General features: G+C 58.1%; 12 protein-coding genes. All 12 read left to right on the top strand.

What is annotated here, in order from left to right; all coding sequences use genetic code 11:
- The first annotated feature begins 57 nt into the window (after window positions 1-57).
- Entirely contained in the window at window positions 58-753 is a 696-nt protein-coding gene (locus DXC90_RS02970; RefSeq protein WP_117734694.1) for a response regulator transcription factor, read from the top strand.
- 25 nt (window positions 754-778) lie between these two features.
- Window positions 779-2,017, top strand: coding sequence for a sensor histidine kinase KdpD (locus DXC90_RS02965; RefSeq protein ID WP_117734693.1), 1,239 nt, complete (start codon window positions 779-781; stop codon window positions 2,015-2,017).
- A gap of 103 nt (window positions 2,018-2,120) precedes the next feature.
- Window positions 2,121-2,996: a phosphate ABC transporter ATP-binding protein PstB gene (gene pstB, locus DXC90_RS02960; RefSeq protein WP_117734741.1), complete on the top strand. Its 876-nt coding sequence runs from the start codon at window positions 2,121-2,123 to the stop codon at window positions 2,994-2,996.
- Window positions 2,997-3,060: 64 nt separating this feature from the next.
- Window positions 3,061-3,789, top strand: coding sequence for a response regulator transcription factor (locus tag DXC90_RS02955; RefSeq protein WP_089572665.1), 729 nt, complete (start codon window positions 3,061-3,063; stop codon window positions 3,787-3,789).
- 3 nt (window positions 3,790-3,792) lie between these two features.
- Window positions 3,793-5,217 (top strand): cell wall metabolism sensor histidine kinase WalK, encoded by a 1,425-nt coding sequence (locus DXC90_RS02950; protein ID WP_117734692.1) that lies wholly within the window; start codon window positions 3,793-3,795, stop codon window positions 5,215-5,217.
- Between the two features lie 195 nt (window positions 5,218-5,412).
- Window positions 5,413-6,069 carry a YveK family protein gene (locus DXC90_RS02945; protein WP_117734691.1) on the top strand — a complete coding sequence of 219 codons (657 nt, stop codon included), beginning with the start codon at window positions 5,413-5,415 and terminating at the stop codon, window positions 6,067-6,069.
- Between the two features lie 2 nt (window positions 6,070-6,071).
- The gene (locus DXC90_RS02940; protein ID WP_117734690.1) at window positions 6,072-6,809 is read left to right on the top strand and encodes a CpsD/CapB family tyrosine-protein kinase; all 738 of its coding nucleotides are present in this window, start codon (window positions 6,072-6,074) and stop codon (window positions 6,807-6,809) included.
- Window positions 6,810-6,826: 17 nt separating this feature from the next.
- The gene (locus DXC90_RS02935) at window positions 6,827-7,477 is read left to right on the top strand and encodes a tyrosine-protein phosphatase (RefSeq protein ID WP_022094060.1); all 651 of its coding nucleotides are present in this window, start codon (window positions 6,827-6,829) and stop codon (window positions 7,475-7,477) included.
- A 40-nt stretch (window positions 7,478-7,517) separates the two neighbouring features.
- Window positions 7,518-8,021 (top strand): GNAT family N-acetyltransferase, encoded by a 504-nt coding sequence (locus tag DXC90_RS02930; protein WP_117734689.1) that lies wholly within the window; start codon window positions 7,518-7,520, stop codon window positions 8,019-8,021.
- Between the two features lie 202 nt (window positions 8,022-8,223).
- The gene (htpG, locus tag DXC90_RS02925) at window positions 8,224-10,248 is read left to right on the top strand and encodes a molecular chaperone HtpG (protein WP_117734688.1); all 2,025 of its coding nucleotides are present in this window, start codon (window positions 8,224-8,226) and stop codon (window positions 10,246-10,248) included.
- Between the two features lie 508 nt (window positions 10,249-10,756).
- Window positions 10,757-13,522, top strand: a complete 2,766-nt coding sequence (locus DXC90_RS02920) for a YhgE/Pip domain-containing protein (protein ID WP_233502119.1) — start codon at window positions 10,757-10,759, stop codon at window positions 13,520-13,522.
- Window positions 13,523-15,712: a YhgE/Pip domain-containing protein gene (locus tag DXC90_RS02915; RefSeq protein WP_117734686.1), complete on the top strand. Its 2,190-nt coding sequence runs from the start codon at window positions 13,523-13,525 to the stop codon at window positions 15,710-15,712.
- Window positions 15,713-15,847 lie beyond the last annotated feature (135 nt).

Raw genomic sequence — 15,847 nt, 5'->3', positions numbered from 1 at the left:
GCTTGTTGTGTGTGGCGGGCGCCGCCTCGGGCATAATGGAGCGCGAGAGGAGCACGCATGAACGAGCGCATACTGGTAGTTGATGACGAGAAGGCCATCGCCGACCTGGTTGGTATCTACCTTACAAAAGAGGGCTTTGACGTCCAGATCGCCTACAGCGGGGCCGATGCGGCCAAGGCAATTCTGGAACAAAAGTTTGACCTGGCACTGCTCGATGTCATGCTGCCCGACATCGATGGCTTTGAGCTGCTGCGTACCATCCGTGTCAGCCATACCTATCCCGTAATTATGTTGACGGCACGCGATGCCCAGCAGGATAAGATCGAAGGCCTTTCGCTTGGCGCGGACGATTACGTGGTCAAGCCGTTCCGCCCGCTGGAGCTCATCGCGCGCGTTCATGCTCAGCTTCGTCGTTATACCAGCTACGGCAGCCGCGCGCAGGCGACCGAGTTGCCGACCCTCCAGCTCGACGGCCTCGAGATCAACCGTGACGCTCGCTCCGTGACGGTGGACGGTGCGCCGGTGCGCCTCACGCCCATCGAGTATTCCATCTTGCTGTATCTGGCCGAGCATCGCGGCAGCGTAGTGCCCGTGGAGGACCTGTTCCGCGCGGTGTGGAACGAGGACTTTATGCCCGGCTCCAACAATACGGTGATGGTGCACATTCGCCATCTGCGCGAAAAGATTGGCGACGATGCCCAGAAGCCGCGCTTTATCAAAAACGTCTGGGGCGTCGGCTACATAATCGAATAACGCCTTTGATGGTGGGGGAGTAGATATGACAAAAGACGATAGGCGGGCATTCGAGGTGCCCGATCGACTCTTTGAATACGTAAGGGCGGTCGTTGACAACCGTGCGTTAGCGACGGTGCTGCTCTTTTTGCTGAGTCTGCTGCTCATCGGCATTGACAATATCGTTGGCATCCTGGCAGTTCTACTCATTGGCATTTTGCTGATTGATCGATTCGAAATCGTTCGCCGCTGTGTGGTGATCGGCGGCGCCGCGTGGACAATTACGTTGGCGATCGGGTCCATGGCGCTTGGCGGTATTGGCGAGCCCGTATTCTTTGACGCCGGCTTTGTGTTCAACATGCTTGGATTTGTGCTGGCGCTTGCCGTGTGCGTCCTGTTCTTCTGCGGACGCGCCCTGTACTACCAGGGTTACGAGCAGGGCGAGCTGCACGCAGACCGCGTGATTGCCGCCCGCATTCAGGACCGTCTGATCGATAACCCCGACACATGGGACAACATTGACGGCGACTTCCTCGAGGCCGAGGGTGCGCTCAACCGGGCGCGCGATTGCGAGCGTAGGGTTCAACAAGCCCTGCGTGACGAATCCCACCGCAAAGATGACCTGGTGACGTACCTGGCGCACGACCTGCGCACGCCGCTCGCCAGCGTGGTGGGCTACCTTTCGCTCTTGCAGGAGGCCCCCGATTTGCCGCTTGAGCAGCGCGCGCGTTTTACGGGCGTGGCAATCGACAAGGCCCACCGGCTCGATGCGCTCATCGAGGAGTTCTTCGACATCACGCGTTTTGATTTCCACGATATCGTGCTTACCCGCAGCTACGTCGATTTGGGGCTCTTACTGGCACAGGTGGCCGACGAGTTCTATCCCATTCTCAACGAACAGCATAAAGAAGCCCAGGTTGATATCTGCGAGGATCTGACGGTGCTCGTGGACGGCGACAAGATGGCTCGCGTATTCAACAACATCATGAAAAACGCTGTTGCCTATAGCTATGAAGGCTCGATGATCACGATTGAGGCCAGACGTTTGGGTAACGGCGGCGTGCGCGTACGATTTATAAACCAAGGCGATCCGATCCCTGAGCCAAAGCTCAAGGTGATCTTTGATAAGTTCTATCGCCTGGATGCGGCGCGTGCGACCAATCGCGGCGGCGCTGGGCTGGGTCTCGCCATCGCCAAGGAGATTGTATGCGCGCATGGCGGTACCATCGCGTGCGAATCGACGCCCGAGCATACCGTTTTTACCATCGAGCTGCCCGCCGCGTAGCGTAGGAGCCCTTACAAACACTTGACAATGCGATCACGTGCGTATGAGCCGCGATTCCTACTATCGATACTGCTGGATTGATATCGATATGGAGGTATGCGGTATGACGGCTGCTGCGGCTGTGGAGCCCACGGAGCTTGAAGAACTCATGGAAGCGCGAGCCGAGGCTGCGCACGAGCGCGAAGTCGGAGACGCGACGCGCCCCACGGCGCAGGACCTTGCCGCCTCGCCGACGCGCATCGACGTCGAGGGCCTCGATTTGTTCTATGGCGACCACCGCGCACTCAAGGACGTGTCCATCAAGATCCGCGACAAGCAGATCACCTCGTTTATCGGTCCTTCGGGCTGCGGCAAGTCGACGCTGCTACGTTGTTTTAACCGCATGAACGACGGCATCAAGGACTGTCGCATCGAGGGCAAGATCGCGCTCGATGGCCAGGATATCCTGGGCGACTACGACATCTGCCGTCTGCGCCAGCGCGTGGGCATGGTGTTCCAGCGCCCTAACCCGTTTCCCATGAGTATTTACGACAACGTCGCGTACGGCCCCCGTGGCATGGGCGTGCGCGATCGCGCCGTGCTGGATGAGCTGGTCGAGGATTCTCTTCGTCGAGCCGCTCTGTGGGATGAGGTCAAGGACAAGCTCAAGGAGTCGGGGCTGGGCCTTTCGGGCGGACAGCAGCAGCGCCTGTGCATCGCCCGTGCGCTTGCCGTGCAACCCGACATCTTGCTGATGGACGAGCCCACGAGCGCCCTCGATCCCGTGTCGACGCTGGTGGTGGAGCAGCTTGCCTGCGAGCTCAAGGAGACCTGCACGTTGGTGGTCGTTACGCACAATATGCAGCAGGCGGCGCGCATCTCCGACTCGGTCGCGTTTTTCTTGCTGGGCGAGCTGGTGGAGCACGCGCCCACCGCTCAGCTCTTCAAGAATCCGACCGACCCGCGCACAGCGGATTATTTGACGGGACGTTTTGGCTGATACCATCTCGTAAAGGTACCTTTAGGGTTAAGATGCGGTCATGCCGGCCGCAAAGGGGTTCAACATGATCTATTACGTCGAGGACGATGACAACATCAGGGATTTGACGGTCTATGCGCTGCGCAAGCAGGGGATCGAGGCCGAGGGCTTTTCGTGCGATGGCGAGTTTAAAGCTGCCGTGGCGCGACGGGTGCCCGATGCTGTCCTGCTCGACATCATGCTGCCCGATACCGATGGCCTGGCAATTATGCGTCGCCTGCGTGCCGACCGCCTGACGGCGACGGTGCCCATCATGATGCTTACCGCCAAGGACACCGAGCTCGACAAGGTGATGGCGCTCGATGGCGGTGCCGACGATTACCTGACTAAGCCGTTTTCGCTCATGGAGCTTGCGAGCCGTTGCCGCGCACTGCTGCGTCGCGGCGGCATGGTCAAGCAGGCGAGCGATGTGCTCAGTGTGGGCGACATCGTGCTCTCGCCCAGCCATCGCGAGGTGACCGTTGCCGGCGAGCCGCTTAAGCTTACCCTGCGCGAGTTCGACCTGCTTGAGTATCTCATGCGCAAGCCTGGCGTGGTCTTTACCCGCGAGTCGTTGCTGCAGAGCGTGTGGGGCTGGGACTTCGACGGCGGTTCGCGCACCGTTGACGTGCACGTGCAGACGCTTCGCCAAAAACTGGGCGAGCATGCCAGCGCCATCGAGACCGTGCGCGGCGTGGGCTACCGCTTGGCCGAGCCTTCTGCCGGTGATGGTGCCGAAGGTGACGACACCGCGGCCACCGCATCGGAGGAGTAACCCGTGGTCTTCGCCCCCCAGGGAAAACAAACGCTGTCGCACCGCGTTTTTGTGACGATCTTTGTCTGCGCCATGGCGGTTATCGTGGCGTTTACGGTGCTGGGTGCGTTTTTTTTGCAAAACACCTTGGCGGATGCCACGAGTGCCAATCTAGCGCAGGAAACCGAGCTCATTGCTGCCGCCCTCGACGAGCAGCAGGAGCCCATCCCGTTCTTGCGTAGCCTCGATCGCGAGGACTTGCGCATCACGCTGATTAACAAGGATGGATCGGTTGCCTACGACAACGAGGCATCGCCTTCCACACTGCCCAACCATGGCGATCGCCCCGAGGTCATCGAGGCCTTTGAGAGTGGTTTGGGTTCCGCGGAGCGCGCAAGCTCTACGCTCGACGAGATTATGCTGTATCGCGCCGTCGCCCTTGATAACGGCCAGGTTGTCCGCTTGGCGCAGGCCCAGCCTGGCGTTGCGGCGATTTTGCTGTCGATGGTGGCGCCGATGCTGCTTATCGCAGCAGCGGGTGCGGTACTCTCGTTTTTCATGGCGCGCCGCGAGTCCCGTGCCATCATCGCGCCGTTGCAAGAGGTGGATTTGGACCACCCGCGCCGTAGCTATGAGCACGCCTATGCCGAGATGGTCCCCATGCTTGAGCGTATCGAGTCGCAGCGCCAGGAACTCAAGCGCCAAATGGCGGTGCTAGCGGACAACGACCGTATGCGCCGCGAATTCACGGCGAATATCACCCATGAGCTCAAGACGCCGCTTACGGCGATTTCGGGCTATGCCGAGCTCATCGCAAACGGCATGGTTGAGGGCGAGGATGACCTGCGCAACTTTGGCGGTCGCATCTATCGTGAGGCGGGCCGCTTGGCAGCGCTTGTCAACGATATCCTTACGCTGTCTAACTTGGACGAGGCCGAGCGTGCAACTGAGGGCGAGGCGGTGCCCATTGGGTCCACGGAGCCTATTGAGCTCTCGCGTGCCATCTACACGGTTGAGCAGCGTCTTGAACAGGTCGCCCGTCAGGCGAATGTGACGATAAGTCATGAGACCAAGCCTGTGGTCATCGAAGGCGTGTCGCGCTTGATTGACGAGCTCATCTACAATCTGGCAAGCAACGCCATCCGCTACAATCGACCCGGCGGTACGGTTACGCTGCAGTGCGGCACCAACGACGAAGGCCATCCGTTCCTCGCGGTCGCCGACACGGGAATCGGTATCGCGCCTGAAGAACAGGGCAAGGTATTTGAGCGGTTCTATCGCGTGGACAAGAGTAGGTCCAAGGCACGCGGCGGAACCGGTCTGGGGCTTGCCATTGTCAAGCATGCGGCCCTGTATCATCACGCCACGATCGATCTATCGAGCGAGTTGGGCGTGGGAACCACCATTACGGTGACGTTTCCCATACAGCAGGACGAGCCATTCGCATAGCGATACAACATAGATAATGATGTAGACGCCGCATCGGACTTTCGGGTGCGGCGTTGTTGTGCAATTTTACGATTGTTTCCGTCATTTTTACAGGAGAGCCTGTTTCTTATGTATAGAGTTTGGTCTCGGTAAAAAGATGCGATAACATACGGACAGTTTTGTCAATCCGAACTGGGGAAATGAAAGGCAAGCTGCATGACCCTTCTCGAACTGTTCCAGCTGCTGAAGAAGCACCTCAAGCTGGTCATCACCCTTCCGGTGGTCTGCGCGATCGCCATGGGCATCGTGTCCTTCGCTGCGATGGACAACACCTACACCGCGACGACGAGCATGTACATTCTCGCCAAGACCGACGATAGCGGTCAGATGAGCTACAACGATCTCTCGGCGAGCCAGATGCTTTCCAACGATATCGCCACGCTGCTGGATAGCGATAGCGTTAAGAGCGGCGCCGCCAAAGAACTGGGCCTCACCGATCTGGATGACTACAAGGTGTCTGTTTCCTCCGAGACCACCACGCGTGTCATTACGCTTTCGGTTACCGGCACCGATGCCAAGGAGACGGCTGAGGTCGCAAAGGCCATGGCCAGCTCGGTGAGTACGGTCGCTCAGAACGTCGGCGCTGCCCAGAGCATCAACGTTATCGACGAGGCTAAGACCCCCGAAGCCCCCAGTGGCCCCAAGCGCGCGCTGTATATTGCCGTCGCGTTCCTCGCCGGTATCTTTATCGCAGTTGCCTATGTCGTTTTGGCAGACATGCTCAACACCCGCATCCGCGGTGCCGAAGAGGCAGAAGAGCTCCTGGGTATTCCCGTTGTTGGCCGAATTCCGGCTATGAAAGGTGGTAAATAGGCATGGCTAAGGCGAAAAACACCGACAAGCTTGTTGTGCAGAATGCCGCCAAGACCCTTTTGGCCAATATTCGCTTTGCGAGCGTAGACGATCCCATTCGCACCATTACCGTCACGTCCTCGATTCCCAACGAGGGCAAGTCCACGGTTTCCATCAACCTTGCCCAGGCTATCGCCACCAGCGGCAAGAGTGTCCTGCTGGTCGAGGCCGATATGCGCCGCAGGTCCCTTGCCGATATGCTCGGTGTCCGCTCCCGTGGCGGACTCTATTCGGTCCTGTCTGAGCAGGTGTCTATCGACCAGGCGATCGTCGAGACCGGCCAGAAGAATTTCTACTTCCTCGATGCCGAGCCGCACATTCCCAATCCTGCCGATATCATCGTCTCTCACCGCTTTGCAAAGCTGGTAAAGGCACTGTCCGCCAAGTTCCAGTACGTCATCTTTGATGCTCCTCCGGTCGGTACTTTTATCGATGCTGCCGAGATCGCGAGCCTGACCGACGGCGCGCTTTTTGTCGTGCGCGAGGATTTCACCAAGCGTGAGGAGGCGCTCAACGCCATCGGTCAGCTTAAGAAGTCTGAGAAAGTCAAGCTTATCGGTACCGTTATGAACTACTGCGAGACCGAGACCAGCGAGTACTACTACTCTTACTACACCAAGGACGGTAAGAAGGTGAAGAAGGGCTCCGGCGATCAGGGGACTTCCAAAAAGGGCATCTTCACCAACCGTGCAAACGTTTAGTTAATTAGGGCTGATCTATGCGTGACATTCATTGCCATATCTTGCCGGGTGTAGACGACGGCGCCGCCGATCTCGATGAGAGCTTGGCGATGCTCGAGGCCGCCAAGCGGGCCGGTGTAACCAGAATCGTTTGCACTCCTCACTGCCGTGATCCCTATTTTGATTACGACAAGATGTGGGATGCCTTTGAGCTGCTGCGCGATAACGCTGACGGTTTTCCGCTCCAGATGGGCTTCGAGGTCAACCATCGAAAGCTCGTTGAGCTTGGTATCGATGCCGCGGAGCACCTGCATTTCGATGGGACCAACGAGTTCCTGCTCGAGCTTTCGACGCATGCCGATGCGTATGCGTTTAGAGAGTACGAGAACACGATTTACGATTTGCAGTGCCGTGGCTACCAGGTGATCATCGCTCATCCTGAGCGCTATCGTGCGGTTCAAAAGGATGTAAGCGTGGCGGAGCGCCTAGTCGATATGGGCTGCAAGCTGCAGGCTTCGGCGGACTTTATTGCCGGTGGTCGCTTTGGTCGCGAGAAAAAGCCGGCCCAGCGCCTGTTCGATCAAAACCTGTACAGCTTCATCGCGAGCGATGCCCATAACGTGGGTCATTACGACTGCCTGGCGAAGGCTCGCGCGAAGTTTAGCGTGCGCGGAGCTCATTTTCGCTAAAATCTGTCCCTAACGTTCGTGCTGAATGAAGGGGGCCGTCATGGATATCCAACTTAAGACGGGATGCTTTGAGGACGCGGCGCTGGTGCGCCGCGTCGTTTTTATGGACGAGCAGGGCTACGAGAATGAGTTCGACGCTATCGACGAGGATCCGAACTGCATTCATGTGACGCTCTATGTAGACGGCGAGCTTGCCGGTTGCTCGCGCGTGTTTCCCGAAGAGCTTGAGCGCGCGACTGACGCAGAGGCTCCGGTGTCGCCGACGTGCGACTTGGACGAAGGCGCCGCGGCGGGGGAGACCTACATTATGGGGCGCGTGGCCGTGCTGCCGGCTATGCGTCGTCGTGGACTGGCGAGTGCGATCGTTGAGGCCAGTGGTGCGTGTGCACGCGATGCCGGCGCTAAGCTTATTAAGCTGCATGCGCAGGAATACGTGCTGCCGCTCTATGCCAAGGCGGGCTACACGCAAATTGCCCCGGTAGACTACGAAGACGAGGGCCAGCCCCATGCCTGGATGGCCAAACGGGTCGAGGGCGGCAGATAGGGACGTTCCTTTTCTGCCGGCAGTTGGGGACACTCCTTGGCAATTGGCGCATTGGAACGCTCGGACATACAGTTTTTCGATACCGTGTGTATATATGCGCGCTAATGGGTTATAAAATCTAAGTCTGAACATAGCAGGTCTGCGATGCGGCTCGGGCAACCGGGCCGTTTTTGCGGACGGGGGTAGCGCGAAAGGACTGCACATGCGTCAATTTAAGACCGAGAGCAAAAAACTGCTCGACCTCATGATCAACTCCATCTACACCAATAAGGAAATCTTCCTGCGCGAGCTTATCTCTAACGCGAGCGACGCCGTTGACAAGCTCAACTTTAAGAGCCTGCAGGATCCGAGCGTCAAGCTCGACCAGGGCGACTTGGCTATTCGCGTCTCCTTTGATAAAGATGCCCGCACCATTACCATCTCGGATAACGGCATTGGCATGACCGCCGAGGAGCTCGAGCGCAATCTGGGCACCATCGCCCATTCCGGCTCCGAGGAGTTTAAGACCGAGAACGCCGAGCAGCAGGGTTCGGATGTCGATATCATCGGTCAGTTTGGCGTGGGCTTCTACTCTGCCTTTATGGTTGCCAGCCATGTGAAGGTGGTCAGCCGCGCCTATGGCGAGGACACCGCTCACGTGTGGGAGTCTGATGGTCTTGAGGGTTACACCATCGAAGACGGCGAGCGCGCCGAGCACGGTACCGATGTCGTCCTGACGCTGCGCGAGAACGAGAAGCTCGACGCCGACGGCGAGGCCGAGACCTACGATCGCTTCCTGACCGAGTGGGGCCTCAAGAGCCTGATTCAGCAGTACAGCAACTATGTGCGTTACCCGATCCAGATGATGGTGTCCAAGAGCCGCCAGAAGCCCAAGCCCGAGGATGCTGGCGACGATTATAAGCCCGAGTACGAGGACTACCAGGAGCTCGAGACCGTCAACTCCATGACGCCGATCTGGAAAAAGCGCAGCTCCGACGTTGAGCAGAAGGATTACAACGAGTTCTACAAGTCCACGTTCCACGACTTTGACGATCCGGCACGCACTATCAGCTTCCATGCCGAGGGTACGCTCGAGTACGACGCCCTGCTGTTTGTGCCGGGCCGCGCCCCGTTCGATCTGTACAGCAAGGACTACGAGAAGGGCCTGGCGCTCTACAGCTCCAACGTGCTGATTATGGAGAAGTGCGACGACCTGCTGCCCGACTACTACAACTTTGTCCGTGGCGTTGTGGATTCTGCCGACGTGTCGCTTAACATCTCGCGTGAGACACTGCAGCAGAACCGTCAACTCAAGGCCATCGCCAAGCGTGTCGAGAAGAAGATCACCGCCGACCTTGAGGATATGCGCGACAACGACCGCGAGGCCTACGAGAAGTTCTTCGAAAACTTTGGCCGCGGTCTTAAGTACGGCATCTACTCGAGCTATGGCATGAAGGCCGATGAGCTCGCCGACCTGTTGCTGTTCTGGTCTGCCAAGGAACAGAAGATGATTACCCTGGCCGAGTATGCCAAGGGCATGCCCGAGGATCAGAAGGCCATCTACTACGCCGCCGGCGACTCGCGTGAGCGCTTGGCCAAGATGCCCGTGGTAAAGGGCGTGCTCGACCGCGGCTATGACGTGCTGCTGCTGACGCAGGATGTGGACGAGTTCACGTTCCAGGCCATGCGTGAGTACGTGGCGCGCGATATGCCCAAGATCTATGAGGACGATGCTGCTCGCGAGGCTGCCGAGAAGGCCGTTGCCGACGGTGCCGAGCCCGAGGTCGAGGATCGTCACCTGGAGCTCAAGAACGTCGCTACCGGCGATCTTGACTTGGCAACCGAGGATGAGAAGAAGGAGGCCGAGGACGCTACCAAGGAGAACGAGGACCTCTTTGGCGCTATGAAGGAGGCACTCGGCGACAAGGTCGAGAAGGTTGCCGTTTCTGCGCGCCTGACCGATGCCCCCGCGTGCATTACCACCGAGGGCCCGCTTTCGCTCGAGATGGAGAAGGTGCTCCAGAAGGGTCCCGAGGGCGCGCCCGACGGCATGCCCAAGAGCCAGCGCGTGCTCGAGCTCAACGCCAAGCACCCGGTCTTTGCCAAGCTCGTTGCTGCTCAGAAGGCAGGCGATGCCGACAAGATCAAGCAGTACTCCGGTCTGCTCTACGATCAGGCCCTGCTGGTCGAGGGCATTCTGCCCGAGGACCCCGTGGCCTTCGCCGCAGCTGTCTGCGACCTGATGTAACTTAGTTACGCCGTTCTACCGAACGGCGTAACGGCTCGACGCTGCCCTTCGTTCCGCCGTTCTAACGAACGGCGGACCAGCCGACGCTGCGCGGGCACCAGAGCGACAACTTGTCATTCAAAGAGGACGGCATGACCAGAAGGTCTATGCCGTCCTCTTTTCATGCCAATTTGTTCGCTCTGGTGCTCGCTCGCTGGCATTACCAAAACATCGGCGGTCCAATAATGATCCCTTGGGGACGGAGGAAAAAGCGGTCATTGGGGACGTTTTTGTTTGACTAGTCGTTTAAGAACGTCCCCAATGACTAGTTGGGTTGCTAATTTGTGCGGGTTGTGGTTTTGTGACCTGCTGAAATTAAAGATACTGTACAACTGTACGTTAACTCATCTTCGTAGTATATTGCTACCCGCAAAACTCAATACCATTGTGCATCGAGACGTTAAAACGCCTTCGTACAATGGTTATCGATAGTACGATTCGATTCAACGACAGGATGGATGGTCCAAGCGTGAGTCTCGGCAGCAAACTATCCGATGCAAAGGTTTCCTTTGCAATCTTTAAACGCGACATCAAGCGATTGATCGTGAACCCCGTCGCCCTGGTGGTTACCCTCGGCGTGTGCGTTATTCCCTCGCTGTATGCCTGGTACAACATCGTGGCCAACTGGGATCCGTACGGAAACACCCAGGGTATCAAGATTGCCATCGCCAACAACGATCAGGGCACCCAAAACGACTTGGTGGGCGAGCTCAACGCGGGCGATAAGGTCGTCGATCAGCTCAAGGAGAACGATCGGCTGGGCTGGACCTTCGTCGATTCGGCGGCCGATGCTAAAGAGGGCGTCGAGAGCGGTGAGTACTATGCGGCCATCGTAATCCCCAAGAACTTCTCGGATAACCTGGTTTCGATGCTCGACGGCAACTACCATCAGCCCAAGCTTACGTACTACGTCAATGAGAAGAAGAGCGCTATTGCGCCCAAGGTTACCGACACCGGCGCAAACACCATCGAGGAGCAGATCAACTCGGAATTTGTCTCCACGGCGGGCGAGACCGTTGCCAGTATTGCCAAGGATGCCGGAGTCGATTTAAAGGACAAAACGACCCAGGCCCAGGATTCGTTGGCAGCCTCGGTGTCCGAGGCATCCGACACCTTGGGCGAGGTGCGTGATTCGATTGGCGACATGAACGCCGCCATCGACAAGACGAGCGGCTCGATCGCATCGGCCGATGCCGCGTTGGCGGGCTTGCAGGGTCGGGCGCCGTCGCTGACGCAGGCGATCTCCCAGGGCAACGACCTGCTGGGCGAGGCTCGCACCACAGCGGGTAAGTCCATCACCTCGCTTTCCAAGGCGCTCTCGGAGGGCAGCGCCGCGTTGAGCAAGACGTCGGCTTCTGCGAACGCCGCGGTCGGAAAGATGGCGGGCGCCTTGACGTCAACGACCACTCGCATCGACAACTCGCTCGAATCGCTTCAGATGACGATTGACCATAACAATATTCTTATCGACCATCTGCAGGGGCTGGCTGACAGTGCGCCGACGGGCTCGGAAGAAGTTAATAAGCTGATTGCGTCTGCGGTTGCTATGCTTCGAGGGCAAAATGAGAGCCTTCAGGCCGTCAAGAATAATCTCTCCGCTCAGTTAAACGATATTGAGAATGACGCTACGGCTGTTTCGGTCGCCAGCGATGCTATCAACATTGCGATCAAAACCGGTACGACCAACATGAATCAGGCTCAGACGGATCTGGGGCAGAACGCGCTGCCGAAGGCTTCGAGCGCTCTGGACTCCTTCGCCGCCGTTTCGGGCGACCTGACCGGCATCGTATCGGGTCTTACGCCCACGATTGCGAGCGCGCGTGGCACGCTGGCCCAACTCGATGCGACGCTCAAACAGGCCAAGACCACACTGTCCCAGACCGACGACTCTCTTGCCAAGGTCCAGGACAGGCTCGCAACCGCTGCCAACGACATCGCGGCCCTGCAGACTTCCGAGTCCATGGGCGAGCTGGCTGATCTGATGGGCGTCGATGTCAATGACGTCGCAGATTTTATGGCATCTCCGGTCGAGCTGACCTCAAAGTCAATTTATCCGGTCAAGAGCTTCGGCTCGGGCATTGCTCCTTTCTACACCAATCTGGCACTGTGGGTGGGCGGCTATGTGCTCATCGCCATCTACAAGCTCGAGGTTGACCGTGAAGGCATCGGCAGCTTTACCGCGCGTCAGGGCTACTTTGGTCGCTGGTTGCTCCTGGTGATCCTGGGCGCGTTCCAGGCCATCATCGTTACGGTGGGCGATCTGGTCATTGGCGTTCAGTGCGTCAATCCGCTGCTCTTTGTGCTGGGCGGCATCGCTATCTCGTTCACGTACGTCAATATCATCTACGCGCTGTCCACTACGTTTAAACATATCGGCAAGGCGATTGGCGTCATCCTAGTTATCGTGCAGATTCCCGGTTCGTCGGGCATGTATCCTATCGAGATGATGCCCGGCTTCTTCCAATGGCTGCATCCGCTGCTGCCTTTTACCTACGGCATCAATCTGCTGCGCGAGACCGTCGGCGGCATGTACTCGTTCAGCTACCTGTTCAACCTGTGCATCTTGGGCGTGTTCCTTGCCATCGCACTCTTTATTGGCTTGCAGCTGCGTCCGCTGCTGCTCAACCTCAACCTGCTCTTTGACAAGCAGCTTTCCACGACAGGCCTTATGATCTGCGAGTCCAATGACCTGCCGCGCCAGCGCTATTCGCTGCGTACAGCAATGCGCGTCATGCTCGATTCCGATTCATACCGTCGTGAGCTGCTCGAACATGCAGTGGCTTTTGAGCATCGTTACCCGTACTACATCAAGGGCGGATTTGCCGCCGTGGTGGGCGTGCAGGTGCTGCTCTTTGTGCTGTCGACGGTTCTCGACCTGGACAACAACGGCAAGATCATCCTGCTGGTCATCTGGATTGTCTCGGTCATCGCCATCTGCGGCTGGCTCATCAACATCGAGTACATCCGCTCGAGCCTCAACACCCAAATGCGCATCTCGGCGCTTTCGGACGAGGACCTGCGCCGTGAGATGCGCGAGCACACAGCGGCGATCCCTGCCGCCCGTCGCATGTTTGGCCTGAATGCCAGCGGGCGAGGCTCTAAATCCAAGGATCAGGCTGCCGGCCAGTCCATTCACCACGATATGCACCATGTGCCCGCGAACGGGGACGACACATTTGTGATGAATGAGGATAGCGCCCCGCTTGGCAAGCACTCAAAAGGAGGTGAGGCATAAATGAAGAACATCCTGCATCTGTTTAAGCGCGACGTCCAAAACGTGTCTCACTCCGTGATCGGCATGATTGTCGTGATGGGTCTGATCATCGTGCCGTGCCTCTACGCATGGTTTAACATCGCCGGCAGCTGGGATCCGTACGGCAACACCGGAAACCTCAAGATCGCTGTGGTCAACACCGATGAGGGTTACGAGAGTGATCTGATTCCCGTCGAGATCAACGTGGGCGAAAACGTTACCGCCGCTCTGCGTGGTAACGAGAACTTTGACTGGATTGTGCTCAACGATCGCGATAAGGCTATTGACGGTGTTAAGTCGGGCGCTTACTATGCGGCCGTCGTAATCCCCAAGAGCTTTAGCTCCGACATGATGACGCTCTTCTCGACCGACGTGAAACACGCCGATATCGAGTTCTATGAGAACCAGAAGGCCAACGCCATCGCCCAGATCGTGACCGAGAAGGGCTCGAGCGCCGTCCAGAGCCAGGTCAACGAGACCTTTACCAAGACCATCACGACAATCGGCCTTAAGACAGTGTCCAGCCTGCTCGATTACATGAGCACCGACCAACTGAGCAACTTTATCGCCAACCTGTCCTCGACGCTGGGCGATTCGGTCGAGGACCTGCAGGACATCAAGGCCAGTGCGACTTCGCTTGCGGGCATCTTGAGCTCCACGTCCGATTCGCTGACGTCGGCGGGCGGCCTGCTCAAGCAGACCGGAACTACCGAGCAGTCGGTGAAGCAGCTGATGGAGCATGCCGAGAGCGGTATTGCTGATTCCGAGCAGGCGCTCAAGGCAGCTAGCGATGCCATCGATGCGGCGATTGATGGAAGTGCCGGGTCGTTCGACAACGTGTCCACCGAGCTCGCAAAGGCCTTTGACGCCGCGAAACAGCATGTCGATCTGACGGTGTCACAGCTCAACGATGGTGCCGCGTCACTCAATGCGCGTGCCGACGAGATTGATGCCACGGCGGATAAGCTCCGTAGTCTTGCTGGCCAGGTGAGTAACGAAAAGCTCAAGGCAGGGCTTGAGGACGCGGCTGCTGAGCTTGGCAAAACCGCGACTGAGTACCGCAACAATGCCAAGGAGCTGACGGGCATCGCAACGTCGCTCTCGGACAGCATGACAAAGGTTAACGATGTCCGCGCCGAAACCGACCAGGCGATCGCCGACGCCAAGGCGGGTGTCTCGGGTGCCAAGATCGATTACGACTCCACATTCTCGGTCAAGGCAAAGGAGCTCAAGAAGACCATCTCGGGCGTTTTGGATTCGCTGAACGGTATTTCGAGCAATCTGGATAGTGCCGTGAGCGGCCTCACCGATGCATCCGGCTCGTTGGCGAAGGGCCTCTCCAAGGCCGCCAAGCTGGTCAACAAGGCTTCCGATCAGCTAGGTGAAGCGTCCGATAAGATCAGCGCCTTTAAGGACGAGCTCGATGGCGCCCTGATGTCGGACGACCTTGCCACGATCAAGACGATGATTGGCAACGATCCCGAGGGTTTGGCTGTGTCGCTTTCAGGCCCCGTCGCGCTCGACCGCAAGCCGGTCTATCCGATCCGCAATTACGGTTCGGCCATGGCGCCGTTCTATACGATCCTGTCGCTGTGGGTGGGCTCGATCGTGCTGGCAGCCATGATGAAGGTGTCGGTTGACGATGAACTCATCAACGAGCTGATCCCCGTGCGCCTGCACGAGATCTACCTGGGTCGTTACCTGTTCTTTGGCGGTCTGGCCCTGCTGCAGGCAACGCTCGTGTGCGCGGGCGACATCCTGTTCTTTGGCATCCAGTGCGACAACCCACTGCAGTTTGTGCTGGCGGGCTGGGTCGCGAGTCTCGTGTTCTCCAATATCGTCTACACGCTTACGGTTTCGTTTGGCGATATCGGCAAGGCGCTCGCCGTCGTGCTGCTGGTCATGCAGGTCGGCGGTTCGGGCGGCACGTTCCCCATCGAGATGACTGGCCCCGTGTTCCAGGCGATCTATCCGTTCCTGCCGTTTACTCACGGCATCAACGCCATGCATGCCGCCATGGCCGGTGCCTACCATATGGAGTACTGGATTGAGCTAGGCATTCTGGCGAGCTATCTGATTCCGTCGCTGGCCCTGGGCGTCGTATTCCGTCGCCCGGTCATCAAAGCCAACGACTGGATTATCGAAAAGCTGGAATCAACAAAGCTTATCTAGTACAGCAACGTTAACGCCGATGCAGCGCTAATGCCAGCGAGCGAGCCGCATTCACGCCAAGGTGACGTGAAATGAAAGGGCGCTGACCTTCTGGTCGCGCCCTTGAAATTGAACGTCAGATTGGCGTGAATGCGG

The organism is Collinsella sp. TF09-1AT (genome assembly GCF_003436895.1).
Classification (GTDB): domain Bacteria; phylum Actinomycetota; class Coriobacteriia; order Coriobacteriales; family Coriobacteriaceae; genus Collinsella.
Note: the sequence above shows the minus strand (reverse complement) of the source record. Positions and strands in the feature narration are given on the sequence as shown.